Below are 25,914 nucleotides of genomic sequence, written 5' to 3'. Positions count from 1 at the left end.
GCACCTGCGCCCGGGTCAGGTTGCGTTGGTCACATACTCGACGGGAAGGCTGCGAAAGTGCTTGCGCATCTCTGATGATGCCGCGCCGCCGACGATGATCCGCGAGAACGCCTCGACGTCGGAGAAGAACGCCGGCTTGAGGCTGCCGAGCTTGCTCGCATCGACCACCAGGATGCTTTCCATCGCGGTGGCAATGGCGGCCTGCTTGATTGCGACTTCGTGAAAGTTCGAGCAGCTGGCGCCGCGGGTCCAGTGCACGCCGCCGGCGGAGATGAAGGCCTTGTTGATGCCGAGCCGCCGCAGGTACGACAGGCCATCGTCGGATGAGAAGGACTGCGATGAGGGATGGTAGAGCCCGCCCATCAGCATCACCTGCGTGGCGGGCCGCCGCGTGACGATGGTCGCCACGTTCATCGAATAGCAGATCACCGAGAGCGGCAGATCTTCCGGCAGGCAGTCCGCCAGCGACTGCATCGTGGTGCCACAGTCGATGAAGATCGTGTCGCCTTCCTTGATCGAGGCGGCGGCAGATCGGCAGGCGAGACGCTTGTCCTGGGTGTGCTGGTCGATCTCCTGCTCGAACGTGTACTTGATCCCGGTCGGTGACGCCGCGTTGACGACGTAACCGCCGAGCAGCGCAAGCGCTGCCTCCGGACCGGCCAGGTCACGTCGCACCGTCATTTCGGACACCTTGAGCAGTTCGGCGGCGTCCTTCAGGTGCAGCGCGCCGCTGCTCTCGACGGCGCGGCGCAGCCGTTGCAGGCGCTGGACGCGCGTCTCGCTTGGTCGTGTCGGTGTTTCAGCCATTTTGGTCACCGAGCTTGCTTATCCCGTTGACAATGATCTTACAATGTTGTGAATTTATCAACGGCAGTATGTTACAATAATAACATCGAACCTAGAGGAGCCATCCAGTGTCTGGCGATGTCGTGCGTCGGGCAGGCGATGAGCTCCAGCGGACAGGATCTGGGAGGATCACATGTTGCAATCGGGACATTCAATCTATCTGGCGTTTCAGTCGATTCGCTAGGACGGCCGGTGTTTCGATGACGCAGAGCGTCTTCATACAGAATCCATCCGCGGTGCCGATGCCGCCTCACGTTCGAAGTGAGCCGCACGCGGTTTCGCTTTTGCGCAATAGCGGCCGCGCGCTCGAGATGGATTGGGTCGACGAAATCAGGATCAATCTGTCCGCCGCCGAGCGACGCGTGGCGAGCCTGCCGGGGCGGCGCACCGTCAAGAAGGATGCGCAGGCCGCGTGGCTTCTGAAGGCGATCACCTGCATCGACCTGACGACCCTCAACGGCGACGATACCGCCGAACGGGTGAAGCGCCTCTGCGCCAAGGCCAAGGCCCCGGTGCGAAGCGACATTCTCGAGGCGCTCGGCTTTGCCGGGCGTGAGCTGCACACCGGCGCGGTCTGCGTCTATCACCGTTTCGTTGCGACCGCAGTCGAAGCGCTTGACGGATCCGACATTCCGGTCGCCGCGGTCTCGACCGGATTTCCGGCGGGCCTCGTGCCGCACGACCTGAAGCTCAAGGAGATCGAGGCCTCGGTCCGGGACGGCGCGCAGGAGATCGACATCGTGATCACCCGCGAGCATGTGCTGACCGGCGACTGGCGCGCGCTCTACGCCGAGGTGAAGGATTTTCGCGCGGCCTGCGGCGATGCGCATCTGAAGACCATTCTGGCCACCGGCGATCTCAAGACGCTGCGCAATGTCGCCAAGGCATCGATGGTCTGCATGATGGCCGGCGCCGACTTCATCAAGACGTCGACCGGCAAGGAGGGCGTCAATGCGACGCTGCCCGTCACGCTCGCGATGCTGCGGATGATCCGCGTGTATCAGGAACGCACCCGCTACAAGATCGGCTTCAAGCCCGCCGGCGGAATCTCGACGGCAAAGGACGTACTCACCTATCAGTTCCTGATGAAGGAGGAGCTCGGCCGCGAATGGCTCGAGCCGGACCTGTTCCGGATCGGTGCGTCGAGCCTGCTCGCCGATATCGAACGCCAGCTCGAGCATCACGTCACCGGCCGCTACTCGGCCTTCAACCGCCACCCTGTGGGATGAGACTCCGGCGATGAGCGTCGCACATTACTACGAGACCATGGAGTACGGTCCCGCTCCCGAGGCAGACGGCGAGGCGCGGGCCTGGCTGAAGCAGCACGGCGCCGTGTTCGGGCACTTCATCGACGGCAAGTTCGTCGCGCCGCATTCCGGCAAGCACCTCACGACGATCGAGCCTGCCACCGGCAAGACACTGGCCAAAATCGCGGAAGGCTCCGCCGCCGACGTTGAGGCCGCGGTGGGTGCCGCGCGCACCGCGCAGCCGCTTTGGGCCAAACTCGGGGGGCACGGCCGCGCGCGCCACCTTTATGCGCTGGCGCGCATGCTGCAGCGTCATGCCCGCCTGTTTGCGGTGCTGGAGGCGATCGACAACGGCAAGCCGATCCGCGAGACCCGCGATCTCGACGTCCCGCTGGCCGCGCGCCATTTCCTGTACCACGCCGGCTGGGCGCAATTGCAGGAGCGTGAGTTCGCCGATCAGGTGCCGGTCGGCGTCATCGGGCAGATCATCCCGTGGAATTTCCCGCTGCTGATGCTGGCCTGGAAGATTGCGCCCGCGCTGGCCGCAGGCAATACGGTGGTGCTGAAGCCGGCGGAGTTCACCTCGCTGACCGCCTTGCTGTTTGCGGAGCTTGCGGCAGAAGCGGGTCTGCCGCCGGGCGTGCTGAATGTGGTGACGGGCGATGGCGCGACCGGCGCATTGCTCGTCGAAAACCCTGATGTCGACAAGATCGCCTTCACCGGATCGACCGAGGTCGGGCGGCTGATCCGGCAATCGACCGCGGGGACGGGTAAGTCGCTGACACTTGAGCTCGGCGGCAAATCGCCCTTCATCGTGTTCGATGATGCCGACATCGACGGCGCCGTGGAAGGCGTGGTCGATGCCATCTGGTTCAACCAGGGCCAGGTCTGCTGTGCCGGTTCGCGCCTGCTGCTGCAGGAGGGGATTGCGGAGACCTTCCGCAGGCGCCTCATTCGCCGCATGGAAACGCTGCGTGTCGGCATGCCGCTCGACAAGACGATCGACATGGGGGCAGTGGTTGCGCCCGTGCAACTCGAGCGGATCAAGTCGCTGGTCGAGACCGGGGTAAAGGAAGGCGCCGAGAAATATCAGGCGCCCGGCGCGATTCCCGCCGAGGGATACTTCTATCCGCCGACGCTGCTCTGGAACGTGCAGCCGTCTTCGACTGTGGCGGTCGAGGAGATCTTCGGGCCGGTGCTGGTGGCGATGACGTTCCGCACGCCCGATGAGGCCGTGATGCTCGCCAATAACACACGCTACGGACTTGCCGCCAGCGTCTGGAGCGAGACGATCGGGCTGGCGCTGGATATCGCGCCGAAACTGCTCGCCGGCGTGGTCTGGGTCAACGCGACCAATCTGTTCGACGCCAGCGTGGGCTTTGGCGGCTATCGCGAGTCCGGCTTCGGCCGCGAGGGCGGCCGCGAAGGCATGTATGAATATCTCAAGCCCAGGGCCTGGAGCGGGCGAAAGGCGCGTGCCAAGGCGTCGCCGCAGCCGGCTCCGACTGGAGCGAGTCCCGGATTTGGCGTGCCGCCGATCGATCGGACCGCGAAGCTGTTCGTCGGCGGCAAGCAGGTGCGGCCCGACGGGAATTACTCGCGCGCCGTGCTGTCGCCGAAGGGGCGGCATCTGGGTGAAGTGGGCGAAGGCAACCGCAAGGACATCCGGAATGCGGTGGCCGCAGCGCGTGCGGCCGAAGCGTGGGCGAGGGCGACCGCGCATAATCGCGCCCAGATTCTCTACTACCTTGCCGAGAATCTCTCCGCGCGGGGCGACGAGTTGGCCCGGCGCATCGCCGACATGACCGGTGTATCGGGCGCCAAGGCGCGCGCGGAGGTCGATGCCAGTATCGAGCGGCTGTTCAGCTATGGGGCCTGGGCCGACAAATTCGAGGGAACGATCCATGCACCGCCGCTCCGCGGCGTTGCGCTCGCAATGCACGAGCCGATCGGCGTGGTCGGTGTCGCCTGTCCCGACGAGGCGCCGCTGCTCGGCTTCATCAGTCTGGTGGCGCCGTTGATTGCGCTGGGCAACCGTGTCGTCGCCGTGCCGAGCGAGCGGCATCCGCTCGCCGCGACCGATTTCTACCAGGTGCTGGAGACATCGGATGTGCCGGCGGGTGTCGTCAATATCGTCACCGGCAGCCGGGACGAGCTCGTGAAGGTGCTGGCCGAGCACGACGATGTCGATGCACTCTGGGTGTTCGGTTCGCTAGAAGCCTCGGCTGCGGCGGAACGGCTGTCGGTCGGCAATCTCAAGCGCACGTTCGTCGACCACGGCCTGATGCTCGACTGGTATGACAAGGCCGCATCCGAAGGTCCGATCCTGCTTCGTCACGCCGTGCAGGTGAAGAACATCTGGATTCCCTATGGAGACTAGAGACACTGCCTTGCCGTGAGGCGAACCAAGATCCGGACCGTCAGAGTTCGGACGATTTCAAGGAAGGGAGGAGGCAATATGCTCAAGAGCATCAATCCACTGCTGAACGCCGACGTGCTCTATGCGCTGCGCGCCATGGGTCACGGGGATCGCGTGGTGGTCTGCGACACCAATTTTCCCGCCGACTCCATCGCGCGCCAGACGGCTCTCGGCCGGCTGCTGCGCATCGACAATGTGAGTGCCGCGAAGGCGGTCGAGGCCATTCTCTCGGTACTGCCGCTCGACACTTTCGTCGACGATGCTGCGATCCGGATGGAGATCGTAGGACAGCCGCAGGAGGTGCCGCCAGTGCAGCGCGAGGTGCAGGCGGCGATCGACACCGCAGAGGGGCGGTCCTGGCCGCTCGTCGGCGTCGAGCGTCACGCCTTCTATGAAAAGGCCAAGACGGCTTACTGCGTGATCGCAACGGGCGAGCGCCGCTTCTACGGCTGCTTCCTGTTCAGCAAGGGCGTCATTGGGCCGGACGGAGAGTGATCGCCATGAGCAGGAACGGCGTCGCCATCCTCGGCGTCTTCGTCGTCGATCTCGCCTTCCGCGCCGGCAACATGCCGGCGATTGGCGAGACCATTGCCGGATCGGGATTCGCGATGGGGCCCGGCGGCAAGGGATCCAACCAGGCCGTGGCGGCCGCGCGCGCGGGGGCCGGCGTGACCTTCATCTCCCGGATCGGCAGCGACGCCTTCGGCGAGCTCGCGATCAAGACTTGGGAGGCCGAGGGCATCCGGCCGCGTGTCGCCAAGACCGCGGACGCGCCGACCGGCGCGGCGTTCATCTACGTCCACGAGACACGCGGCGACAACGCGATCATCGTGGTGCCGGGGGCGGCCGGCGGTCTCAGCCCGGCCGATGTCGACGCGGCGGCCGATGCCATTCGCGACAGCCGGGTGTTCGTGACCCAGCTCGAACAGCCGGTGGATGCCGCGCGGCGCGGGCTGGAGCTCGCGCGTGCCGCGGGCAGCATCACGGTGTTCAACCCCGCGCCGGCGATCAAGCTCGACGCCGGACTGTTCGCGCTTTGCGACTATGTCGTGCCTAATGAGACCGAGGCCGAGGCGTTGACCGGGATCGCCGTCGGCGATCTTGCCGGTGCCCGCCGCGCGGGCGACGCGTTGCTGGCCAAGGGGGCGGGGACGGCGCTGATCACGCTCGGCGAGCGCGGCGCGTTGTTCCATGGGCGCGATCGCTCGCTGCACGTGCCGGCCTTTGCCGCCGGCAAGGTGATCGAAACCACCGGTGCGGGCGACGCATTCGTCGGCGGCTTCGCGGCGGCGCTCGCGGATGGTGCTGATCCGCTCGAAGCTGCGCGCTTCGGCTCAGCGACGGCCGGCATTTCCGTGACGCGAGCCGGGACGGCGCCCTCCATGCCGCGGCGCGCTGAGATCGATGCATTGCTGAGAGAGCGATCCTCTCCATGATGCGGAATGATCCGATCAAGCATGTCTTCATCTGGCCGGCCGTGCTCGTCGTGCTGGCGATTTCGATCTTTCCGCTGATCTATTCGCTCACCACGAGCTTCCTCAGCTATCGGCTGATTCCGCCGATCCCGCCCCGGGTGGTCTGGCTCGGCAATTATGCGTCGCTGCTGCAGGAGCCACGGTTCTGGAACGCGATCTTCACCACGACGTTGATCGCTTTCATCGCCGTCGGGCTGCAATACGCGATCGGCTTCAGCGTGGCGCTGGCACTCAATGCGCGCGTGCCGGGCGAGCGGCTGTTTCGTGTCGCCCTGCTGTTGCCCATGCTGCTCGCGCCGGTGGCCGTGGCGCTGGTGGCGCGCATGATCTTCAACCCGACCATGGGACCGCTTAACCAATTCCTGGGCCAGTTTGGTCTGGCCAACCTGCCGTTTCTCACCAATGGACACTGGGCGCTCGCCTGCATCATCGCGGTCGAGGTCTGGCAGTGGACGCCGTTCGTGATCCTGATGATGCTGGCCGGCCTGCAGACGCTGCCGGAAGACGTCTACGAGGCGGCCGAGCTCGAGAACGCCAGCGCCTGGCAGCAGTTCTGGGGCATCACCTTTCCGATGATGCTGCCGATCTCGGCCGCGGTCGTCTTCATCCGGCTGATCGAGAGCTACAAGATAATGGACACTGTCTTCGTGATGACGGGCGGCGGGCCGGGTGTGGAGACCGAGACGCTGACCCTGTTCGCCTACCAGGAGGGCTTCAAGAAGTTCAATCTCGGCTACACGTCGGCGCTGAGCTTCCTGTTTCTGATCGCGATCACGATCATCGGCGTCACCTATCTGACGCTGCTGCGGCCGCATCTGGAGAAGCGCCGATGAGCGGGCGTGACCTGACCGGACTTTCGCCGTGGAGTCGCCGCCTGGTGGCTGCCGGCGTCCTTGTCTGGTGCCTGATCACGGTGTTTCCGCTCTATTGGGTGGTCGTGACGGCGTTCAAGACGCCGCCGGGCGTGGTCGGCGGCCCGACCTATCTGCCGTTCGTCGACTTCACGCCGACCTTGCAGGCTTTCATCGATCTCTATCAGGGGATCCGCGGCGAGTTCTTCCGGACCTTCCTGAACTCGACCATCGTCGGCTTGTCGGCCGCGGCGATCGCGACCACGATCGGTGCGATGGCAGCCTATGCGCTGGTGCGGTTCGAATTCAAGGTCCGCCTCGGCGCGGGCCTTGCCTTCCTCCTGCTCGCGCTCGGCGGCTATCTCGTCTTCAACAACACGCTTGGCTTTACGCGGCCGCAGGCGCTGCTGCTGGCGTTCCCGATCGCGCTGGTCGTTGCGATTGTTGCCAACCGGCTTCCCTTGCCAGGACCGATCCTCGGCAATGAGGACATCCTGTTCTGGTTCGTCAGTCAGCGCATGTTCCCGCCGATCGTCGCGGCATTTGCGCTGTATCTGCTCTACAGCGAGATCGGCCGGCTCGGCTTCCAGCTCATCGACAGCTATGTCGGCTTGACGCTGTGCTACGTCGCGTTCTCACTGCCGATCGTCGTCTGGCTGATGCGGGACTTCTTCGAGGCCGTGCCGATCGAGGTCGAGGAGGCCGCGATGGTCGACAACGTGCCGAGCTGGCGCATCTTCTTCGGCATCGTGGTGCCGATGTCGATGAACGGGCTGCTGGCGACCTTCATGATCACGCTGGCCTTTGTCTGGAATGAGTTCCTGTTTGCGCTGTTTCTCACCAATTCCAGGTGGCAGACGCTTCCCATCCTGGTGGCGGGACAGAACAGCCAGCGCGGTGATGAATGGTGGGCGATTTCCGCCGCGGCGCTGGTCGCCATCATTCCGATGATGATCATGGCGGGCCTGCTGAGCCGCATGATGCGGTCGGGCCTGCTGCTCGGAGCCATCAAGTAAGAAAACTTAGGTAGGGAGGAGTAAACCATGTTGCGACGAACGTTTCTGATGCTTGCCACCTCGCTCGCCACGGCCTGTATCACGGCCCAGGCGAGCGCCGCCTGCAGTCCGGATTATTCCGGCGTCACCCTGACGGTGGCGTCGCAGACCGGACCGTATATCGCGTCCGCGCTCAAGCTCGGCGCCGACGAATGGACGAAGAAGACCTGCGGCAAGGTCAATGTCGTCGAGTTTCCGTGGTCGGAGCTGTATCCGAAGATCGCGACCGCGCTCACGTCGTCGGATGCGACCTTCGATCTCGTCAGCTTTGCGCCGGCCTGGTTACCGGACTTCGTTCCCTATCTCAGCGAGATGCCGAAGGAGATGCAGTCCGGCAAGGATTGGGACGACATCGAGCCGGCCTACCGCGAACGCCTGATGGTGTGGGAAGGCAAGATCTATTCGCAGTCGATGGACGGCGACGTGCACACCTACACCTACCGCACCGATCTGTTCAACGATCCCAAGGAAAAGGACGCCTTCAAGGCCAAATACGGCTACGACCTGGCGCCACCGAAGACCTGGAAGCAGTATCTCGACATCGCCGAGTTCTTCCAGCGTCCGGACAAGGGGCTGTGGGGAACGGCCGAAGCGTTCCGTCGCGGCGGCCAGCAGTTCTGGTTCTTCTTCAGCCACGCGGCGGCCTACACCAACAACCCGAACTATCCGGGCGCGATGTTCTTTGATCCGGAGACGATGGACGCCCAGATCAACAATCCGGGCTGGGTGAAGGGGTTGGAGGAATATATCCGCGCCTCGAAGCTCGGACCGCCCAACGCGCTGAACTTCTCGTTTGGTGAAGTGAACGCGGCCGTGGCCGGCGGTCAGGTCGCGGAGTCGATCGGGTGGGGCGACACGGGTGTCATCGCCGCTGATCCGAAGCAGTCGAAGATCTCTGGCAAGGTCGGTTCGGCGATGCTGCCCGGTTCGGACGAGATCTGGAACGCCAAGACCAAGAAGTGGGACAAGTTCCCGTCCGTTCTGCCGGGCCCGTTCATGGCGTTCGGCGGCTGGCAGATTGCCGTGCCGAAGGCCGGCAAGAACCAGCAGGCGGCGTGGGACTTCGTCAAGACGCTGACCAGCCCGGAAGTGTCCGGCCAGGCGGCGATCACCGGCGGCAGCGGCGTCAATCCCTATCGCAAGTCGCACACCGCCAATCTGCAGCTCTGGAGCAAGATCTTCACGTCTGAAGAGGCCAAGGAATATCTCGGCGCGCAGTCGGACTCGATCAACGCCAAGAACGTCGCGCTCGACATGCGGTTGCCCGGCTATTTCTCCTACACCGAGGTCGTGGAGATCGAGCTCGGCAAGGCGCTCGCCGGCCAGACGACGCCGCAGGCGGCGCTCGACGCGATGGCGAAGGAATGGAATCGTCTGACCGACGAGTTCGGCCGTGCCAAACAGCTCGCCGCCTACCGCGCGGCGATGGGCCTGCCGCCCAAGAACTAGCATGCTCATGAGGTCCCGGGTGACGCCTGCCGTCATCCGGGACCTCTACCTGCGAGAGACAGAAAGGACTCCATGGCGCACGTCGAGATCGAGAACGTCAGCAAGTCATACGGGCCCTATAAGATCATCGAAGGGCTCGATCTCAACGTCGCCGACGAGGAGTTCGTCGTGCTTGTCGGCCCGTCCGGCTGCGGCAAGACGACGACGTTGCGGATGATCGCGGGGCTCGAGACCGTCACCGGCGGCACGATCCGGATCGGCAATCGCGATGTGACGCAACTGCGCCCGGGCCTGCGCAATTGCGCGATGGTGTTCCAGAACTACGCGCTCTATCCGCATATGACGGTCGGCGAGAACATCGGCTATGGCATGAAGGTGCGCGGCGAGTCGCGCGCCAGTATCGAGAAATCGGTCAAGAACGTCGCGCGGATCCTAGACCTCGAGCAATATCTCGATCGCCGCCCCAAGCAGCTGTCGGGCGGTCAGCGTCAGCGCGTGGCGATCGGCCGCGCCATCGTGCGCAGCCCCGATGTCTTCCTGTTCGACGAGCCGCTGTCCAATCTCGACGCCAAGCTGCGGATCGAGATGCGCACCGAGATCAAGGCGCTGCACCGCCGGCTCGCCAAGACGATCGTCTACGTGACGCACGATCAGGTCGAGGCCATGACGATGGCCGACCGCGTGGTGGTGATGAATCGAGGCCGGATCGAGCAGGCGGCCGATCCGATCACGATCTATGAGAGGCCGAGCAACCTGTTTGTCGCGGGCTTCATCGGCGCGCCCAGCATGAACTTCATCCATGGTGAGATAGCTGCCCGCGATGGCGGACTGTTTTTCACCGAGCCATCCGGCACGGCGTTGAGGCTGCCGAAGTCCCGCGAGGCGGCCTATGCCGGCAGCGTCGGAAAGCACGTGGTGCTGGGCGTGCGGCCCGATCATGTCCTGCACCAGGGGGCGCCGGCCGAGACGTCCATCCGCATGATCGTGAAGGACGTGGAGCCGCTCGGCCCGCATACGCTGGTGATCGGTAGCGTCGGCGACTTTCCCTTCACGGCGCAGATGCAGGTCGGCGTCGCCGCGGAGCCGGACCGGCCGTTCGACGTCAACCTCGATCTCGAACGCGCCCATCTGTTCGACCGCACGTCAGGGCAGACGATCGCCGCGCCCTGATTCAATTGGGCCGACTTCGCGTCATGGCGCGGCGAGCCAGGTATTATGACGCGCCGTCCGCAGCGGGATGGCTTGGCGCTGGCGCAACCTGTTCGGCATCCACAATGGCAACCGCCGCATTGCGCTCGACGGTGTCGCCGGCACGGAAATGGATCGCGGTCACGATGCCGTCGATCTTGCTGGTGAGGCGCAATTCCATCTTCATGGATTCCATCACGACGACGGTATCGCCTGCCTTGACGCGATCACCGACCGCGGCGTTGGCCTCCAACACCACGCCCGTCATCGGCGCCCGCAACTCGCCGCTGACCTCGGTCGCCGCGCTGATGTAGCCGAGATAGGGCATCGCCGTCAGCGTGTGACGCTTCTGTCGCTCCTGAACGAAGATCGTTTGTCCCTGCTGCTGGATACGAACGGTTCGATGTTGCGACCCGGTCATCGCCGCGAACATGTGGTCGCCGAGGCTGGTCAATTTGACGCGGATGCGCGCGTCATCGATGCCGACCAGCATCGAGCCGTCGGCGGCCAGAGGCGCAAGGCGGATCTCAGCGCTGGCATCTCCGCTCTCCAGGTGCAGGATCGGGATGGGGGACAGTCCGTCGCCGCCCGAGGTCATCTGCCATCCGGTGAGCTGCCGCGCCTGCCAGGGATTGGTTGACGCGGCGGGGCGGCCCTGCAGCAGCCAGAAACAGGCCGCCATCGCCAACGCCTCGACGTCCAGCATCCGGTTCACGGCAGTGAGAGAGGCGATATCATCGTCGATCAGGCGGGTGTGGAACGTGGCGTTCCGCGTCTCGGGCAGCGCGATCAAGCGCTTGAGGAAATCCTGGTTTGTTGTCAGGCCCAGGATCGAGGTTTCGTCCAGGGCGATTGCCAGCCGGTCAAGCGCTGCATCGCGCGTGTCTGCGTGGGCAATCAGCTTGGCCAGCATGGAATCATAGTGCGGCGTGACCACGGAGCCTGTCTCGACTCCAGTCTCGACGCGAATGTTGCCGTTGGGGAACTGCACGTGAGCAAGCTCGCCGGTCGACGGCATGAAGCCGCGGTCTGGATTTTCGGCGCAGAGGCGGGTTTCGACGGCATGCCCGCGAAGGTGGACCTGGTCTTGCGAAAACGGCAGTCCTTCAGCAGCCGCGATCCGGAGCATGAGCTCGACGATATCGAGGCCAGTCACCATCTCGGTGACGGGATGCTCCACCTGGAGGCGCGGATTGACCTCGAGGAAGTAGTAGCTGTCGCCGCTGACGATGAATTCCACCGTAGCGACGCCGCGATACTTTAGGCGCTGGCCCAACCGGACCGCGTCGGCAAGGATGCGCTTGTGCAGCGGGTCGGGCAGGTTGGCGGCTGGAGCTTCCTCGATCAGCTTCTGGTGCCGCCGCTGCAGCGAACACTCGCGCTCGAACAGATGGATCACATTACCCTTGCCGTCGCCGGCAATCTGCACCTCGATGTGGCGGCCGCGCTCGATCAGCTTCTCGACGATAAGGCCGGCGCCGCCGAACGCATTCCTGGCTTCGCGCATGGCGGATTCGATCTCGTCGCCGAGGCGGTCCAGCGTCGTGATCGCGCGCATGCCCTTGCCGCCGCCGCCGGCCGCGGCCTTGAGCATGACGGGCAGGCCGAGCTCGCTGACGGTCCGCGCAATCTCGCCGGCATCGTCGCTCGGCGTCGTGTTGCCAGGGACTGTCGGCACATCTGCGGCCGCGGCTTCTGCCTTGGCGCAGGCCTTGTCACCGAGCCGTTCGATCGTCTCCGGCGTGGGGCCGATGAAGACGCGGCCGGCAGCTTCCACCGCGCGGGCAAAGGCGGCGTTTTCCGCGAGGAAGCCAAAGCCGGGGTGAATGGCCTCGGCGCCGGCGGCTTTGGCGGCCGCGATAACGGCGTCAATGTTGAGGTAGCTTTCGGCCGCCGGGGCACCCCCGATCTCGATGGATTCGCCGATCAGCTTGACCGCGAGGGAGCCGGCATCCGCCGAGGAATGGACACCGGCGACGGCGATGCCGAGCTGCCGGCAGGTGCGGGCGATCCGGCAAGCGATCTCGCCGCGATTGGCGATCAGGATCTTCTTAAACACGACAGCGGTCCTCCATCGGTCACATCCGGAGCACGCCGAAATTCGTGGGCTGGCCCGGCAAGCGGCCGGCGAGGTCGAGCAGCAGGCCCATCACCTGGCGCGTTTCCAGCGGGTCGATCACCATGTCGCACCAGGTGTTCCGCGCGAAATTGTAGGCATTGGCGAATTCCTCGAAGGTCTTGCGGGTCGGCACCATGTAGGCTTCGCGCTCGGCATCGGTCCAGCTGGTGCCTTCGCGCTTGTGGACCTCGTCGCGGACCATCGCGAGCGTGGTGGCCGCCTGATCCGGCCCCATGATCGCCGAGCGGCCGTTCGGCCACATCATCATCGCATTGGGCTTGAAGGCCCTCCCGCACATCGCGAGATATCCGGCACCATAGGCATTGCCGATGATCAGCGTGTATTTCGGCACGTTGGCGCTCGCCATCGCCGTGATCATCTTGGCGCCGTCCTTGGAGATGCCGCCTTCTTCCGCTTCGCGTCCGACCATGAAGCCGGTGACATCGGCGATGAACAGCAGCGGAATGTTGCGCTTGCAGCAGAGATCGATGAAGTGTGTCGCCTTCAGTGCGCTCTCCGAGAACAGCACGCCGTTGTTGCAGAGGATGCCGACCTCGAAGCCCATGATCTTGGCGAAGCCCGTGATCAGGGTGTCGCCGTAGAGCGGCTTGAACTCGTGGAATTCGCTGCCGTCGACCAGGCGCGCGAGGATGTCGCGATTGTTGGTCGGGATGCGTGGATCGGAGCTGATCAGGCCGTAGATCTCGTTCGGGTCGAACGCCGGTTCGCGCACCGGAGCGACCGTCCAGCGCTGCGCGGGGATCTCGCCCAGATTGGCGACGATGTCGCGGGTGATCGCGATGGCGTGGCCGTCATTCTCGGCCAGGTGATCGGTGACGCCGCTGATGCGGCTGTGCATCTCGCCGCCGCCGAGTTCCTCGATGCCGACCTCTTCGCGCGTTGCGGCGTAGACCAGCTGCGGGCCGCCGAGGAACATCGCGCCTTGATTGCGCACGATCACTGTTTCGTCGCACAGTGCGGGCATGTAGGCGCCGCCTGCCGTCGAGGGACCGTGGACGATCGCGATCTGCGGGATGCCTTCGCCGGACATCCGGATCTGGTTGTAGAAGATCGAGCCGAACTGGCCCTCGTCGGGGAAGATGTTGGGCTGGTCGGGAAGGTTGGCACCGCCGGATTGCACCATCGTGATGCAGGGCAGCTGGTGCTGCCAGGCAAAGCGCTGGGCCCGGACGTGCTTCTTGCAGGTGATGCCGTAATAGGTGCCGCCCTTCACGGTCGGCTCGTTGGCGATGACCATGCAGGGGCGCCCCTTGATGACACCGACGCCGGTGATGATGCTGCCGCCGGGCGGCACGCCCTCGTACATGCCTTCGCCTGCAAGCTGGCAGAATTCCAGAAACGGCGATCCCGGATCGATGAGCGCGGCGATCCGCTCGCGCGGCAGCAGCTGATTGCGCTCCTTGTGCAGGCGCCGTGCGCGCTCCGGGCCGCCGAGCGCGGCTTCGGCGCGGCGTCGGTGCAGATCTTCGATCCGCGCCTCGTAGGCTTGCCGGTTGCGGCGATATTCCTCGCTGCCGACCGCGACGTCTGACTTCATCACTGCCATGGGGCAGTCCTAGTAGCTGCGCGGCAAGCCCATGACGTGCTCGCCGATATAGTTGAGGATCATTTCCCGGTTCAGCGGCGCGGTCTTGAGCAGGCGCACGAATGGATAGAGGTCGAAGATGCCGTATTCCTTGGTGAAGCCGTTGCCGCCGTGGCACTGGATTGCGGTATCGACGGCCTTGATGCCGGCATCGGCCGCGGCGAGCTTGGCCATGTTGGCGAACTCACCGGCCTCGCGTCCCTGATCGAAGATCCACGCCGCCTTCAGCGTCATCAGCGAGGCGAGCTCGATATCGGTGCGCGCGCTCGCCAACGGATGCTGCAGGCCCTGATAGGCGCCGATCGGCACATTGTTGAAGACCTTGCGCTCGCGTGTGTAAGCCACGGCACGGTTGAGCGCATAGCGGCCGAGGCCGCAGCAGATCGAACCGACCAGGATACGTTCGGGATTGAGGCTCTTGAACAGGATGCCGAAACCCTTGTCGATCTCGCCGACGACGTCTTCCGGGCCGAGCTCGACTTCGTCGAAGAACAGCTGCCACTGGGTCTCGGGGGCAGGGATGCTGACGGGGATGTACTGCTTCTGGACACCCTTGGCCTTCAGGTCGACGATGAAGAGCGTGAAGCCTTCCGTCTTGCGCTGCACCTCGGTGTGGGGCGTGGTGCGCGCCACCACCAGCGCGAAATCCGAACCGTCGGCGTCGGTGATGAAGGTCTTCTGCCCGCTCAGCGCGAAGCGGTTGCCGCGCCGCTTTGCGACCGTCGCAGTGCGCATGGTGTTGGTTCCCGCATCAGTCTCGGTGATGGCGAAGCAGAAGCGGATGTTTCCCCGGCACGCATCGGGCAGGTAGCGCCTCTTTTGGGGCTCGGAGCCGTACTTGGCGATGAAGCCGAGGCTCATCGCAGCGCCGACGACGAGGTTCAACAGCGGGATGCCGTTGTTGGAGAGCCCCTCGAGGAACAGGTGCATCTCGACCATACCTTGTCCGGCGCCGCCATACTCTTCCGGCACCATGGTCCCGACAAAGCCGTCTGCCGCGACCTGCCGATACAGGGCCTCCGGAAACACGCGCTTCTCGGCGCAGTCCATCCAGTATTTGCGATCGAATCGCTGGGCGATGGTGTCGCCGTATTCGAGGATCTGCCGCTGCTCGTGCGTGAGATCGAAATCCATGCGTCCTCCCTAGACGGCACGTCGACATGCTGATCGGCACGATCATTCTTAGGCGGCGGGGCCGCCGAGTTCAACGACTAATTCTAACATTTGTTAGAAAATGGTGCACTAGGCGAGCAGAGAGCTGAGTGCCGGACGATCAGGCCTTGCGGAACCGCGGCAAGGTTACCTCGTCCGTGACCTTCTCGAAGGCCAGCACGACCGGCATGTCCCAGGTGACGTCGTTCGGCGGTCCGCCGGTATAGGTGCTGATCATCCGCGGGCCTTCCTCCAGCTCGACCAGCAGAACGGCGTAGGGGACGTCGGCCTTGAACGCGGGTCCCGGCGCGCGGTGAACAACGCTGAAGGAGTGCACCTTGCCGCGCCCGTTGGCGGGGCGGTGCTCGAGCTCGTCGCGCCCGCAGGCCCGGCACGTCGCTTGCTGATAATACTGCACATGTCCGCAGGCCACGCAGTGCTGCAGAAGCAGTTTGCCGTCGCGCAGGCCGCGCCAGAAGGCGACCGTATCTGCATCCGGCGTCGGCAGCGGCTTGCGGGCGGCATCTTCGGCTGAGATCACAGCGTATCCTCCGTTCCGAGCACGGTCGTGGCGTTGGTGGCAAACCCGGCGCCAAGACTGTGCACCAGGCCAAGCTTCGCGCCCGTGACCTGACGCGGACCGCAGTCGCCGCGCAGTTGTGCAACCACCTCGTGGAAGTGAAACAACGATCCGGGGATGCCGGAATGGGCGAACGAGAGCAGGCCGCCATGGGTGTTGGACGGGATCTTCCCGCCGTACGTCATCTGGCCGTCGGCAACGAAACGCCCACCTTCGCCCTTCGGGCAGAAGCCGAGGTCTTCCAGCATCACGATGACGGTGCCGGTGAAGCAATCGTAGACGCCGGCGACGTGCATGTCGTCCGGGCCGTAGCCTGCCATCTCGTAGGCGCGCCGGCTGGACTCGACGGCGCCCGTCACCGTCAGCGACGGCATCAGGAAGATGTGCTCGTGGGTGTAGCATTCGCCGCCGCCGAGGATGTAGACAGGCCTCTTGATGCCAAGCGTCTTGGCATGTTCGGCCGAGGTCAGGATGAACGCGGCGCCGCCGTCCGAGATCAGCGAGCAATCGAGCTTGTGATACGGCGTGGTTACCATGCCGGAGTTGAGGACGTCGTCGACCGTGATCGGCGCGGTTTGCTGCGCGCCGGGGGTGCGCGAAGCGTGGCGGCGCTGCGTGACCGCGACCTCGGCGAGCTGTTCTGGCGTGGTGCCGAACTCCTTCATGTGCCGGTGCGCCGTCATGGCGAAGGTGTTAGCGACGGGAATGCCGAACGGCATCTCGTATTGCTGGTCGCGGCTTTCTGTCAGCGAGCGCAGCGCAAGGTCCGACGTAAGCCCGGTCATCAGGCTGTCCGCGGCCACGACGAGCACGACCTCCGCCAGCCCGCCGCAGATCGCGGCGGCGCCGATGTTGAACATCGTGGCGGCCGTCGCGCCCGAAACCTGGAGATTATTGGAGAAGGTCGGCTGGATGCCGAAATACTCGCTGAATGCCACGCTGAAGCGATGGAACGGCGAGGCGAAGGCGTGGCTCGACAGCACGCCGTCGATCTGGCTCTTGTCGATGCCAGCGTCGGCGACGGCCTTCCTTGCTGCATCGGCCGCGAGCCATAACGGGCTGCGGCCCGGGACCTTGCCGACCGGCGACAGCCCGATCCCGATGATGGCGACCTTGCCGCGGAGATTGTCACGGCTCATGGCGCGACCTTGGTGAGGCGGTTCTCGAGTTCGTGGCGTTGCACCTTGCCGCTGGTCGAACGCGGGAAATCGGCGAAGTCAATGAAATGGAACTGCCGGGGGCGCTTGTAGCCGGCAAGGTCGCGCCGGCAGAGCTCGACGAGCTCAGCCTCCGTCAGGCTGTCGTCCCGGCACGCAACGAAGGCAACCGGCACCTCGCCCCATTTGGGATCGCGTGCCCGCACCACCGCAACCTCGGTGATCCGCTTGTCGGTCAAGAGAACGCGTTCGATCTCGGCGGGATAGACGTTCTCGCCGCCGGATTTGATCATGTATTTGGCGCGGTCGACGAAATCAAGCGTGCCGTCCTCATTCCGCCGGAACACGTCGCCCATGTGGAACCAGCCGCCGCGGAAGTCGCGTGCATTCACCTCGTCCGCCTGCCAGTAGCCCGAGAACACCGTGCCGCCGCGAATGGCAAGTTCGCCGGGGCTGCCGAGCGGCACCTCGTTGTCGGCGGGATCGACCAGCTTGACCTCGCAGAATGCGTTCTGGCGTTTCGACAGCCGCGTCGGCGCAACGCCGATCGGGATCAGATCGCGCGTGGCGGGGGGCAGACCGGTCTCGGTCGAGCCGAAACTGTTGAGATAGGGCGCTCTGATCAGCTCGGTCGCCGCCGCAATCGCATGCGGCGGCACCAGGTCAGCCATCGCGCCGCAGACGCGCACGCCCTTGGCGGTTGTCCGCTCTGCTCGCATGCCCTCGACCAGCGCCTCCACCATGCCCGGGATCAGCACGAGCCAGCCGATGTGATGTGAGCTGATCGCCTTCAGCAGCGGCTCGATCTGGAAGCCGTCGATGATCACGACCGTTCCGCCGCGCAACAGCGTAGCGAGGCCATGGTCGGTGGAGGCCATGTGGAACAGAGGAGCCCAGGCGACGAAGCTCTCTGATGTTGTGATCCCGAGTTCCGACGTGAATACCAGGGCGCGCATGATCATCGCACGATGCGAGATCACCGCCCCCTTGGGCAGGCCAGTGGTCCCGCTGGTGTAGAGGATGACGAGCCCATCCTCGGGCTGCGCCGTCAAGAGGACGCCGCGGCCATCCTGCTGCGCGAGAAGGCGATCGTACTGCATGCCTAATTCGATTTGTGGACAGGCCGGGCCGGATCCCAGCGAAGCAGCCAGGTCAGGTTCGACGATCAGCAATTTGGGCGAGACCAGCTCGACGCAGTAGGCGAGCTCACGCGGCGACAGGCGCCAGTTCAGGCATGCGGTGATGACGCCGAGATTGGCGGCGGCGAGCTCGATCTCGAAATATTCGGGGCGGTTGCGGGAGAGCAGGGCGACCCGGTCGCCGCGCCGCAGCCCCTGCGCCGTCAGCATGGCACTGGCGCGCTTCACGCGGTCGAGAAGTTCGCCGTAGCTGATGCGACGGTCGCGGTATTCGAGGGCGATCGATCCTGCGTTCAGCGCGGCGCAGGTACTGAAAAGAGCGCCGACGGTTGCAATCGAGCCCGCGTGCGCGGGAAGGCTATCCTGGCCGGTCATCATGTTTCCTCAAAGGACGCGCTGTCTTTGCCGACAATCTTGGTCCAAACTCCGAGCTTGCGACGCCCGTCGATCGGTCCTAAATTCTAACATCTGTTAGAAAGAATTGATAGGTCGAACGCGCCTCGCGCGGCGAGGGAACCACGAGGAAATGCCGATGTCGAACCGTTACAAAGCCTACACCCGCCTCAAGATCGACTATCCCGCCGAACGGATCCTGCGGCTGACCTTCGACCGGCCCGAGACCTACAATTCCGTCGACGCCGCGACCCACACCCAGCTCACCAACATCTGGCGCGACATCAACGACGATCCCGAGATCAACGCTGTCATCGTCACCGGTGCGGGCAAGGCGTTTTCGGCTGGCGGCGACTTCGAGCTGATCAAGAGCCTGCTCGACAATCCGGTCGCGCGGATGGCGACCTGGCGCGAGGCGAAGGATCTCGTCTACAACGTCATCAACTGCAACAAGCCGATCATTTCGGCGATCAACGGTGTCGCGGTCGGCGCTGGCCTGGTGGTCGGCATTCTCGCCGATGTGTCGATCTGCGGAAAATCGGCGCGGATCGTCGATGGTCACACCCGGCTAGGCGTGGCGGCCGGCGACGTCGCCTGCATCATCTGGCCGCTGCTGTGCGGCCTCGCCAAGGCCAAATATTACCTGCTGACCTGCAAGCCGCTGTCGGGCGAGGAGGCCGAGCGCATCGGGCTGGTATCGCTGTGCGTCGAGGACGCCGAGCTGCAGAAGATTGCGCTCGAGACCGCACAGGATCTGGCGAGCGGCGCGCAGAGCGCGATCCGCTGGACCAAATACGCGCTCAACAACTGGCTGCGCGTCAACGGTCCGCTGTTCGACACCTCGACCGCGCTCGAAATCCTCGGCTTCAGCGGTGCCGAAGCGCGAGAGGGGCTGGCCTCGCATCTCGAGAAGCGCAAGCCGTCGTTCCCGCCGGACTGCCCGATCTGACGATCAGCCGGCCGCCAGCCGCTCGCGGATATGCGTGATCGCCTCGGGATTGGCGAGCGCCGACAGGTCGCCGGGGTCCTTGTTCTCGAACATGGCGCGCAGCACCCGGCGCATGATCTTCATGTTGCGGGTGCGCGGCAAATCGTCGACTAGGATGATCTTCTCGGGGCGGTAGGATGCCCCCATGCCGCGCACCAGCGCGGCCGACAGCTCTTCGGCCAATCCATTTGTGCTGCCAATTGTAGGCATCGGCACGCAGGCGCAGACGATGGCCGAGCCCTTGACCGGATGCGGAATGCCGAACACCGCGGCCTCCGCGAGCTTGCCGGTCCCGATCAGGATGCCTTCGAGCTCCGCAGGGCCGGTGCGTTTGCCGGAAATCTTGATGGTGTCGTCGGACCGGCCGAGGATGTAGTAGAGGCCGTCATGCCCGCGCATGGCGAAATCGCCGTGCACCCAAAGGCCCGGAAGCGCGCTCCAATAGCTTTCGATGTAACGCGCGTCGGCCTTCCACAGACCCTTGGTCAGGCCGATCGAGGAGTGACGGAGCACCAGCTCGCCGACTTCGCCATCGGCCACGCGCCTTCCGGAGATGTCGACGATGTCGGCCCCCATGCCGAGCGCGGGCCGCGAGAACGAACACGGATTCATCGGATGGTTGGTCGTGCCGGTGAAGATGCAGCCGCCGATTTCGGTGCCGCCGGAGATATTGATGATGGGAATGGCCTTCTTGCAGACGTGTTCGAAGAACCAGGTCCAGGGCGTTTCCGTCCAGGCCTCGCCGCCCGAGGCCGTGATCCGCAGGCTGGAGAGGTCGAATCTGTCGACCTCGTCGCCGTAGCGCATCAGGCTGCGCACGATCGTGGGCGATACGCCGAGATAGGTCACCCGGTGATCGGCGATCAGGCGCCAGAAGCGTCCGGTGTCGGGATAGTCGGGCGTCCCCTCCGCGATCAGCAGGCTGCCGCCGGCGAAGCTCGGAATAGAGGCGCACATCGCGCCGACCATCCACCCCATGTCGCTGAGGAAGAAGAAGCGGTCGGATGCCTTGAAGTCTCCGCAGATGATGATGTCGCGCGTCACCATCGTGCCGATGAAGCCGATATGGGTCCACACGCAGCCCTTCGGCTCGCCTGTGGTGCCCGAGGTGTAGAGCAGGATCGCGGGATCCTCGGCCTGCATCTCGACGGTTGCGATATCGCCATCGCCCGCAGGCACAATGTCGTGCCACCAGAGATCGCGGCCCGGGTGCATCAGTGTTTCGATACTCAGCCCCTGACGTTCAACCACAATCACGTGGCGGACGCTGGGAACGCTTTGCAGCGCATCATCAAGCACCGATTTGAGCGGAGCGGCGATGCCCCTGCGCCGGGTTCCGCTCGCGGTGATCACCGCCTTGGCTTCGCCATGGTTCAGGCGCGCCTGGATCGGGCTTGGACCGAAGCCCGAGAACAGCGGCATGACGATCGCGCCGATCTTGAGAATGGCGAAGAACGCGACGAAGGTCTCGGGCAGGTTCGGCATGTAGATCGCCACCACGTCGCCCCGGCCGAGGCCGAGCTTGCGCAGTGAGCTGGCCAGCCGGTCGACCTCGGCCGCGAATGCTGCGTAGGTGAGGCTTCGCTGCTCGTTGCTGTCTTCGCCTTCCCACAGCAGGAATGTCTGATCCCAGACCGGCGTGCCACGATGTTTGTCGAGGCAGTTGAGGACGATGTTGGTGGTGCCGCCGACGCACCAGCGCGCCCAGGGCTGGCTGCGCGACAGGTCAAGCATCTGGTCGTATTGTTTGTAGAAGCGGACGTCGCAGAACCGGAACACTTCCGCCATCAGCCACGCGGGGTCTGCATCCGCCTTGGCGGCCAATGTGTCGTAGTCCGGTTGGCCGGTCGCGCGCAGGAAGGCGGTGAGATTACTTCGTTCCACCAGTTCCGGCGGTGGCGTCCAGAGATATGGCATGTCGACAACGTGTCTGTTGTGTTTGGCCGGCGTCGATGTATTCTAACAGATGTTAGAAAATACGGAAGCGAACAATGTCCGACCAGGAACCCGTGCGCTACGAGATCAGCGAAGGCATCGCGACCGTGACGATCGATCGGCCGGAGCGCAAGAACGCGCTATCCGTCGAAGCGATGAACGGCCTGACCGAGGCTTGGGCAAGGGCGGAGGCCGATGCCGCGGTGCGCGCCATCATCTTGACCTCCGCAGATTGCGGCGTGTTCTGCGCCGGCCTCGACCTGAAGCAGGCGGCTGAGATCAGGGCGCGAGACGGCGTCGATATCCTGACGCTGATGCGGGACCCCATGCAGACCGCGATGCGAAAAGTGACGAAGCCGATCATCGCGGCCATGACGGGGTCATTGATGGCGGGCGGCATGATGCTTGCGCTCAAATCCGACCTTCGGGTCGGCTTGAGCGGCAGCCGGGCCGGGATCACTGAGGTCAAGATGGGGCGGGGGACGCCGTGGTCCGTGCCCATGCTCTGGATGCTGCCGCAACCATTGATGATGGAACTGGTGCTGACCGGCGAGACTATGCCGATCGAGCGCCTGGCCGCATGTGGCTTCCTCAACTACCTGGAACCGACGCCGGATGCCGTGCGCGCCCGCGCCTTGCAATTGGCGCGTGCCATCGCCGAGGGCGCGCCGCTGTCGGTGAAGGCTGCCAAGGCAACCGTGCTCGCGGCGATGGATCTCGGCTACGAACGCGGCGCGATCGAAGGCGATCGCCTGCATGTCGAGGTTTACGCCAGCCAGGATGCGATCGAGGGGCCGCGGGCCTTCGCCGAGAAGAGGAAGCCGAACTGGCAGGGGCTCTAGGGCACGACTCGAGCTGCGACGGCGCTGTGCGGTGTCGCTTCGGACGCAGGCCGCTACTTCTTGATGCCGTCGAACACCATCAGCTGGGTTCGCCGCGCAAGCTTGAGGACATCGTCCTTGCTGTCCAGTCTGAACCACTCGACGGTCCAGTTCAGCGCGCCGATCACGAAGATGCGGAGCGGGACGATCTCGATATCGGCGCGGATCTCGCCGGCCTTGCGTGCATCGAGAAAAAGCTTGTCCCAGTATCGCGCGTAGGCACGCCGCAACGGCCGATGCGGTTTCTTCAGATGCTCCGGCAACTGGCCGTAGATGCGGATATTGGCGGACGTGAAGTCGCTGGATTCCAAAAGCGCAACAAGATGGGCTTCGATCGCCAGCTCGATACGCCTGCGGTGCGACGCCTGACCGGCTCCGTTCACGGCGGCTTTCACCGACTCGAAGACGTGACGCAGGCCGCGATCGAGCACCTCGTCCAGAATGGCTTCCTTGGAATCGAAATAGTAATAGATGCTGCCGGCCTCTATCCGGGCGGCGGCCGCGATCTGGCGCAGGGTCGTCGCCGAGAATCCCTGTTCGTGAAACAGCCTGGCCGCTGACTGCAGAATCAGGTTGCGGGATTTTTCAGACTTGGTGGGGAGACTCGCGGCCTGCTTTGCCGCATTGGGCTTTGGCGCACGCGGCCTGGAAGGCGCGTTGCCCTTTGACGCGTTGCGCTGGCGGCCGCTGGACTCCAATAGAAACCGCCGTCTCTTCCACGTTGGCGATGTGATCCCGTCGATTATTGGCGATGTTTGTTGATCGGGTCAACCGCGGCGTTCCCGCGCTCGGACAGCGAGCGAATCGCTCGTTGTCCGAAGCGCGGGCATCGAGACGGTTACGCGATCGTCTTCAGATACAGGCTGGGGTCGAAGTATTTGCTCGCCGGCGTAAAGTCCTTGACGCCGGCATTGGCCATGAAGAAGTCGGTCGATTGCTGCAGCCAGTTCGTGACGGTGCCGTCCGAATAGAGGCGCTTCCAATCCCGCGACGTGAACATCTTCTGGGCCTTGAAGGACTCGTTGATGTCGCTGAGCGGGGTCTGGCTGTAGTGGCCCTTCTGCAGCTTCTCCATGGCTTCGGTGCTGTTCGCGACTATGTAGTCGTTGGCGTCGGTCCAGCCGCGGATCAGCTTGGCGAGCGTCTCCTTGTTCGGCTCGTAGTAGTCGTTGGCCGCGGCCCAGCCGCCGATGATGGCGGCCTGGGGGTAATAGGCCGATGCGTCGGCAAGCTTGACCGCGCCGGGCACCTTGTCCCGAACCGTCACGTTGAACGGGACCCAGAGCGCGACGGCCGGCACGGCGCCGGAGACGAAGGCCGTCACGGCCGCCGGCATGGTCTGGTTGACGAGCTCAACGTCCTTCGGGTCGATCTTGTTGGCGCGCAGCGCCTTGTCGAGGAACACATGTGCGGTGGTGCCGGTCGCGGTGGCGATCCGCTTGCCCTTCAGGTCCGCAAAGGACTTGATGCCCTGATCCGACCGCACCCACAATTGGGCGGTTGCCACCTCGATGTCGTTGATCAGGAACACCTTGCCCTGGCCCCGAGCCGGGAAGTTCGAGAGCACGGCGCCGGTGGCGAGAACGTCGAGGCTGCCGCCAATCAGCGCCTGGAAGATTTCGAGGCCGGTGTTGAACTGGCGCAATTCGAGATCGAGCCCTTGCTTCTCAAAGCTGCCCCGGTCCATGCCGGTCCAGATCTGGCCGTCGACTGCGACCGTGTGCAGATAGCCGACGCGAAGCTTGGTGCGGGCCTGCGCGATCGCGGGCGCCGCCGCCGTGAACGTTCCCAGGGCAAGACCCGCGGTCGTGGTCAAGAATTGTCGGCGATCCATGGCGTTCCTCCTCAATCTTCTAGCTATTCCGAAAATGACACTGGGCGCATCTGTGCCTGCTGCGCACGGTACTCGTCCATCACGAGTTGCCTGATATGGCTACGGAGTTCGCCGAACTCGGGACGCTCCTGAATCGACTCGTCGCGCGGGTAGGGGAAGGGCACCTCGATGATCTCCTTGATCTTCGCCGGCCGCGCGGTCACGACGACGATGCGCGAGGCAAGGTAGATCGCCTCTTCGACGGAGTGGGTGATCAACATGACGGTCTTGCCTTCGGCGGCGAGCACTTTGAGCAGCAGGTTCTGCATGTTGGCCCGGGTCTGGGCGTCGAGCGCACCGAACGGCTCGTCCATCAGCAGGAACTGCGGCTTGACCGCATAGGCGCGGGCGATGGCGAGGCGCTGGCGCATGCCTCCCGAGAGATGCTTCGGATAGGAGTTGGCGAAATCGGCCAGGCCCATCAGGCTGAGGTAGTGGTCGCAGATCGCGTCGCGCTCCGCATCCGGAACGCGGTTGGCCTTGAGCTTCAGCCCGAATGCGATGTTCTGCTTCACCGTCAACCATGGGAAGACGCCATACTCCTGAAAGATGACGCCACGTTCGGGACCGGGGCCGGTCACGGGGGCGCCGTCAAACAGCACTTTTCCAGTCGTCGGCTTCTGGAAGCCCGCAAGCATGCTCATCATCGTGGTCTTGCCGCATCCGGACGGGCCGATCACGGCAATGAAGTCGCCATCGTTGATGTCGTAGGAGACGTCCTCGACGACATTGAGCCGGCCTTTGGGCGTCTCGAAGGCAAGCGAGACGTGGTCGAACTGCGCGCGCTTCTTCATGAGATCGCCCGTTCCTGCCAGACCAGAAGGCGGGCGCTGATCTTGCGCAGGATCAGGTCCATGATGAGGGCGATGACGCCGATGCAGATGATGCCGACATAAATGACGTCGAGCAGGAAGTAGGTCGATGCGTTCTGGATCATGGCGCCAAGTCCGCGCTGGGCCGCGATCAGTTCCGAGGCCACCAGGGTCGCCCAAGCGACACCGAGCGCCACGCGCAGCGCGGTCAGGATGTGCGGCACGGTGAGGGGAATGATGACCTTGCGGAAGATTTCGAATTCGTTGGCGCCGAGCGTCTTCGCGACCCGGATGTAGAGCGGGGTGATCTGCGAGACGCCCTCATACATCACGATCACGCCGGAGAAGAACGCGGCGTAGAACAGGATGACGAGCTTGGCGAGCTCGTCGACCCCGAAATAGACGATCACGAGCGGGATCAACGCGATGGGCGGCAGCGCGCGGAAGAAGTTGATCATGGGGTCGGCGAAGGTGCGTGCCGGACGATACCAGCCGAGCAGGAAGCCGACCGGGACGGCGGCCAGGATTCCGAGGATCACCCCGAGAAACACACGACGCGAGGACACGTAGATATCGAGCAGCAGATTCTCGTGCGTCAGAAGTTCGTAGAACTTGGCTGCGACCTGATGCGGCGCCGGGATCAGCGATGCATTGACGAATCCGCTCCAGCGGACGCCGTACCACAGCAGGATGGCGCCGACCCAGGGCGCGAGTCCGAGCAACAGGCGTCTCACGACCTGTCCGTTCAT

22 protein-coding genes are annotated in these 25,914 nt (G+C 64.4%); 10 read left to right on the top strand and 12 right to left on the bottom strand.

From position 1 onward, the window contains the following. Nucleotides 1-15: 15 nt before the first annotated feature. Entirely contained in the window at nucleotides 16-807 is a 792-nt protein-coding gene (locus MTX19_RS24500) for a DeoR/GlpR family DNA-binding transcription regulator (protein ID WP_280979686.1), read from the bottom strand. 350 nt (nucleotides 808-1,157) lie between these two features. Between MTX19_RS24500 and deoC the strand changes: the two genes are divergently transcribed. From deoC to ugpC, 8 genes are all read left to right on the top strand, one after another. After that, on the top strand, nucleotides 1,158-2,075 hold the full coding sequence (gene deoC, locus MTX19_RS24495) for a deoxyribose-phosphate aldolase (protein ID WP_280979685.1): 918 nt from the start codon (nucleotides 1,158-1,160) through the stop codon (nucleotides 2,073-2,075). 10 nt (nucleotides 2,076-2,085) lie between these two features. Then, nucleotides 2,086-4,473: an aldehyde dehydrogenase family protein gene (locus tag MTX19_RS24490; RefSeq protein ID WP_280979684.1), complete on the top strand. Its 2,388-nt coding sequence runs from the start codon at nucleotides 2,086-2,088 to the stop codon at nucleotides 4,471-4,473. 78 nt (nucleotides 4,474-4,551) lie between these two features. After that, nucleotides 4,552-5,007, top strand: coding sequence for an RbsD/FucU family protein (locus tag MTX19_RS24485; RefSeq protein WP_280979683.1), 456 nt, complete (start codon nucleotides 4,552-4,554; stop codon nucleotides 5,005-5,007). A gap of 5 nt (nucleotides 5,008-5,012) precedes the next feature. Continuing rightward, the gene (gene rbsK, locus MTX19_RS24480; protein ID WP_280979682.1) at nucleotides 5,013-5,948 is read left to right on the top strand and encodes a ribokinase; all 936 of its coding nucleotides are present in this window, start codon (nucleotides 5,013-5,015) and stop codon (nucleotides 5,946-5,948) included. Then, on the top strand, nucleotides 5,945-6,820 hold the full coding sequence (locus MTX19_RS24475; RefSeq protein WP_280979681.1) for a sugar ABC transporter permease: 876 nt from the start codon (nucleotides 5,945-5,947) through the stop codon (nucleotides 6,818-6,820). The genes rbsK and MTX19_RS24475 overlap by 4 nt, the downstream gene beginning before the upstream one ends. Continuing rightward, nucleotides 6,817-7,854, top strand: coding sequence for a carbohydrate ABC transporter permease (locus tag MTX19_RS24470; protein WP_280979680.1), 1,038 nt, complete (start codon nucleotides 6,817-6,819; stop codon nucleotides 7,852-7,854). The genes MTX19_RS24475 and MTX19_RS24470 overlap by 4 nt, the downstream gene beginning before the upstream one ends. 48 nt (nucleotides 7,855-7,902) lie before the next feature. Then, on the top strand, nucleotides 7,903-9,342 hold the full coding sequence (locus MTX19_RS24465; RefSeq protein ID WP_348638319.1) for an extracellular solute-binding protein: 1,440 nt from the start codon (nucleotides 7,903-7,905) through the stop codon (nucleotides 9,340-9,342). Nucleotides 9,343-9,414: 72 nt separating this feature from the next. Beyond that, the gene (gene ugpC, locus MTX19_RS24460; RefSeq protein WP_280979678.1) at nucleotides 9,415-10,512 is read left to right on the top strand and encodes a sn-glycerol-3-phosphate ABC transporter ATP-binding protein UgpC; all 1,098 of its coding nucleotides are present in this window, start codon (nucleotides 9,415-9,417) and stop codon (nucleotides 10,510-10,512) included. Between the two features lie 43 nt (nucleotides 10,513-10,555). Here the strand turns inward: ugpC and MTX19_RS24455 are convergent, their stop codons facing one another. From MTX19_RS24455 to MTX19_RS24430, 6 genes are all read right to left on the bottom strand, one after another. Beyond that, nucleotides 10,556-12,589 (bottom strand): biotin carboxylase N-terminal domain-containing protein, encoded by a 2,034-nt coding sequence (locus MTX19_RS24455; RefSeq protein ID WP_280979677.1) that lies wholly within the window; start codon nucleotides 12,587-12,589, stop codon nucleotides 10,556-10,558. A 19-nt stretch (nucleotides 12,590-12,608) separates the two neighbouring features. Continuing rightward, nucleotides 12,609-14,216: a carboxyl transferase domain-containing protein gene (locus MTX19_RS24450; protein WP_280979676.1), complete on the bottom strand. Its 1,608-nt coding sequence runs from the start codon at nucleotides 14,214-14,216 to the stop codon at nucleotides 12,609-12,611. Between the two features lie 9 nt (nucleotides 14,217-14,225). After that, complete coding sequence (locus MTX19_RS24445; protein ID WP_280979675.1) at nucleotides 14,226-15,389, bottom strand: acyl-CoA dehydrogenase family protein; 1,164 nt, start codon at nucleotides 15,387-15,389, stop codon at nucleotides 14,226-14,228. Between the two features lie 139 nt (nucleotides 15,390-15,528). Beyond that, the gene (locus MTX19_RS24440) at nucleotides 15,529-15,948 is read right to left on the bottom strand and encodes a Zn-ribbon domain-containing OB-fold protein (RefSeq protein ID WP_280979674.1); all 420 of its coding nucleotides are present in this window, start codon (nucleotides 15,946-15,948) and stop codon (nucleotides 15,529-15,531) included. Beyond that, nucleotides 15,945-17,126, bottom strand: coding sequence for a thiolase (locus MTX19_RS24435; RefSeq protein WP_280979673.1), 1,182 nt, complete (start codon nucleotides 17,124-17,126; stop codon nucleotides 15,945-15,947). The genes MTX19_RS24440 and MTX19_RS24435 overlap by 4 nt, the downstream gene beginning before the upstream one ends. Further along, nucleotides 17,123-18,658: an AMP-binding protein gene (locus MTX19_RS24430; RefSeq protein WP_280979672.1), complete on the bottom strand. Its 1,536-nt coding sequence runs from the start codon at nucleotides 18,656-18,658 to the stop codon at nucleotides 17,123-17,125. Before MTX19_RS24430 ends, MTX19_RS24435 begins: the two co-directional genes overlap by 4 nt. Before the next feature lie 157 nt (nucleotides 18,659-18,815). On the opposite strand from MTX19_RS24430, the gene MTX19_RS24425 reads away from it, so the two are divergent. Further along, nucleotides 18,816-19,625: an enoyl-CoA hydratase/isomerase family protein gene (locus MTX19_RS24425; protein WP_280979671.1), complete on the top strand. Its 810-nt coding sequence runs from the start codon at nucleotides 18,816-18,818 to the stop codon at nucleotides 19,623-19,625. Between the two features lie 3 nt (nucleotides 19,626-19,628). Here the strand turns inward: MTX19_RS24425 and MTX19_RS24420 are convergent, their stop codons facing one another. After that, nucleotides 19,629-21,581 carry an AMP-binding protein gene (locus MTX19_RS24420; RefSeq protein WP_280985505.1) on the bottom strand — a complete coding sequence of 651 codons (1,953 nt, stop codon included), beginning with the start codon at nucleotides 21,579-21,581 and terminating at the stop codon, nucleotides 19,629-19,631. A 74-nt stretch (nucleotides 21,582-21,655) separates the two neighbouring features. On the opposite strand from MTX19_RS24420, the gene MTX19_RS24415 reads away from it, so the two are divergent. Beyond that, a complete protein-coding gene (locus MTX19_RS24415; protein ID WP_280979670.1) occupies nucleotides 21,656-22,441 on the top strand; it encodes an enoyl-CoA hydratase-related protein in 786 nt (261 codons plus the stop codon). Between the two features lie 53 nt (nucleotides 22,442-22,494). On the opposite strand, the gene MTX19_RS24410 is transcribed toward MTX19_RS24415, so the two are convergent. The 4 genes from MTX19_RS24410 to MTX19_RS24395 form a co-directional block, all read right to left on the bottom strand. Then, nucleotides 22,495-23,178 carry a TetR/AcrR family transcriptional regulator gene (locus MTX19_RS24410; RefSeq protein WP_280979669.1) on the bottom strand — a complete coding sequence of 228 codons (684 nt, stop codon included), beginning with the start codon at nucleotides 23,176-23,178 and terminating at the stop codon, nucleotides 22,495-22,497. 140 nt (nucleotides 23,179-23,318) lie between these two features. Next, nucleotides 23,319-24,314, bottom strand: coding sequence for an ABC transporter substrate-binding protein (locus MTX19_RS24405; protein WP_280979668.1), 996 nt, complete (start codon nucleotides 24,312-24,314; stop codon nucleotides 23,319-23,321). Nucleotides 24,315-24,337: 23 nt separating this feature from the next. Further along, complete coding sequence (locus tag MTX19_RS24400) at nucleotides 24,338-25,147, bottom strand: ABC transporter ATP-binding protein (protein ID WP_280979667.1); 810 nt, start codon at nucleotides 25,145-25,147, stop codon at nucleotides 24,338-24,340. Further along, a complete protein-coding gene (locus tag MTX19_RS24395) occupies nucleotides 25,144-25,914 on the bottom strand; it encodes an ABC transporter permease (protein ID WP_280979666.1) in 771 nt (256 codons plus the stop codon). Before MTX19_RS24395 ends, MTX19_RS24400 begins: the two co-directional genes overlap by 4 nt.

Origin of the sequence: Bradyrhizobium sp. ISRA464 (assembly GCF_029910095.1) — a bacterium.
Classification (GTDB): domain Bacteria; phylum Pseudomonadota; class Alphaproteobacteria; order Rhizobiales; family Xanthobacteraceae; genus Bradyrhizobium.
The sequence above is the reverse complement of the archived record's forward strand: the minus strand, read 5'-3'. Positions and strand labels throughout refer to the sequence as shown.

Bases quoted from the DNA above. Each gene is read 5' to 3' on its own strand.
- MTX19_RS24500 (WP_280979686.1), bottom strand. From the start codon at position 807: ATGGCTGAAACACCGACACGACCAAGCGAGACGCGCGTCCAGCGCCTG.
- deoC (WP_280979685.1), top strand. From the start codon at position 1,158: ATGGATTGGGTCGACGAAATCAGGATCAATCTGTCCGCCGCCGAGCGA.
- MTX19_RS24490 (WP_280979684.1), top strand. From the start codon at position 2,086: ATGAGCGTCGCACATTACTACGAGACCATGGAGTACGGTCCCGCTCCC.
- MTX19_RS24485 (WP_280979683.1), top strand. From the start codon at position 4,552: ATGCTCAAGAGCATCAATCCACTGCTGAACGCCGACGTGCTCTATGCG.
- rbsK (WP_280979682.1), top strand. From the start codon at position 5,013: ATGAGCAGGAACGGCGTCGCCATCCTCGGCGTCTTCGTCGTCGATCTC.
- MTX19_RS24475 (WP_280979681.1), top strand. From the start codon at position 5,945: ATGATGCGGAATGATCCGATCAAGCATGTCTTCATCTGGCCGGCCGTG.
- MTX19_RS24470 (WP_280979680.1), top strand. From the start codon at position 6,817: ATGAGCGGGCGTGACCTGACCGGACTTTCGCCGTGGAGTCGCCGCCTG.
- MTX19_RS24465 (WP_348638319.1), top strand. From the start codon at position 7,903: ATGCTTGCCACCTCGCTCGCCACGGCCTGTATCACGGCCCAGGCGAGC.
- ugpC (WP_280979678.1), top strand. From the start codon at position 9,415: ATGGCGCACGTCGAGATCGAGAACGTCAGCAAGTCATACGGGCCCTAT.
- MTX19_RS24450 (WP_280979676.1), bottom strand. From the start codon at position 14,216: ATGGCAGTGATGAAGTCAGACGTCGCGGTCGGCAGCGAGGAATATCGC.
- MTX19_RS24445 (WP_280979675.1), bottom strand. From the start codon at position 15,389: ATGGATTTCGATCTCACGCACGAGCAGCGGCAGATCCTCGAATACGGC.
- MTX19_RS24435 (WP_280979673.1), bottom strand. From the start codon at position 17,126: ATGAGCCGTGACAATCTCCGCGGCAAGGTCGCCATCATCGGGATCGGG.
- MTX19_RS24430 (WP_280979672.1), bottom strand. From the start codon at position 18,658: ATGACCGGCCAGGATAGCCTTCCCGCGCACGCGGGCTCGATTGCAACC.
- MTX19_RS24425 (WP_280979671.1), top strand. From the start codon at position 18,816: ATGTCGAACCGTTACAAAGCCTACACCCGCCTCAAGATCGACTATCCC.
- MTX19_RS24420 (WP_280985505.1), bottom strand. From the start codon at position 21,581: ATGCCATATCTCTGGACGCCACCGCCGGAACTGGTGGAACGAAGTAAT.
- MTX19_RS24415 (WP_280979670.1), top strand. From the start codon at position 21,656: ATGTCCGACCAGGAACCCGTGCGCTACGAGATCAGCGAAGGCATCGCG.
- MTX19_RS24405 (WP_280979668.1), bottom strand. From the start codon at position 24,314: ATGGATCGCCGACAATTCTTGACCACGACCGCGGGTCTTGCCCTGGGA.
- MTX19_RS24400 (WP_280979667.1), bottom strand. From the start codon at position 25,147: ATGAAGAAGCGCGCGCAGTTCGACCACGTCTCGCTTGCCTTCGAGACG.
- MTX19_RS24395 (WP_280979666.1), bottom strand. From the start codon at position 25,914: ATGAACGGACAGGTCGTGAGACGCCTGTTGCTCGGACTCGCGCCCTGG.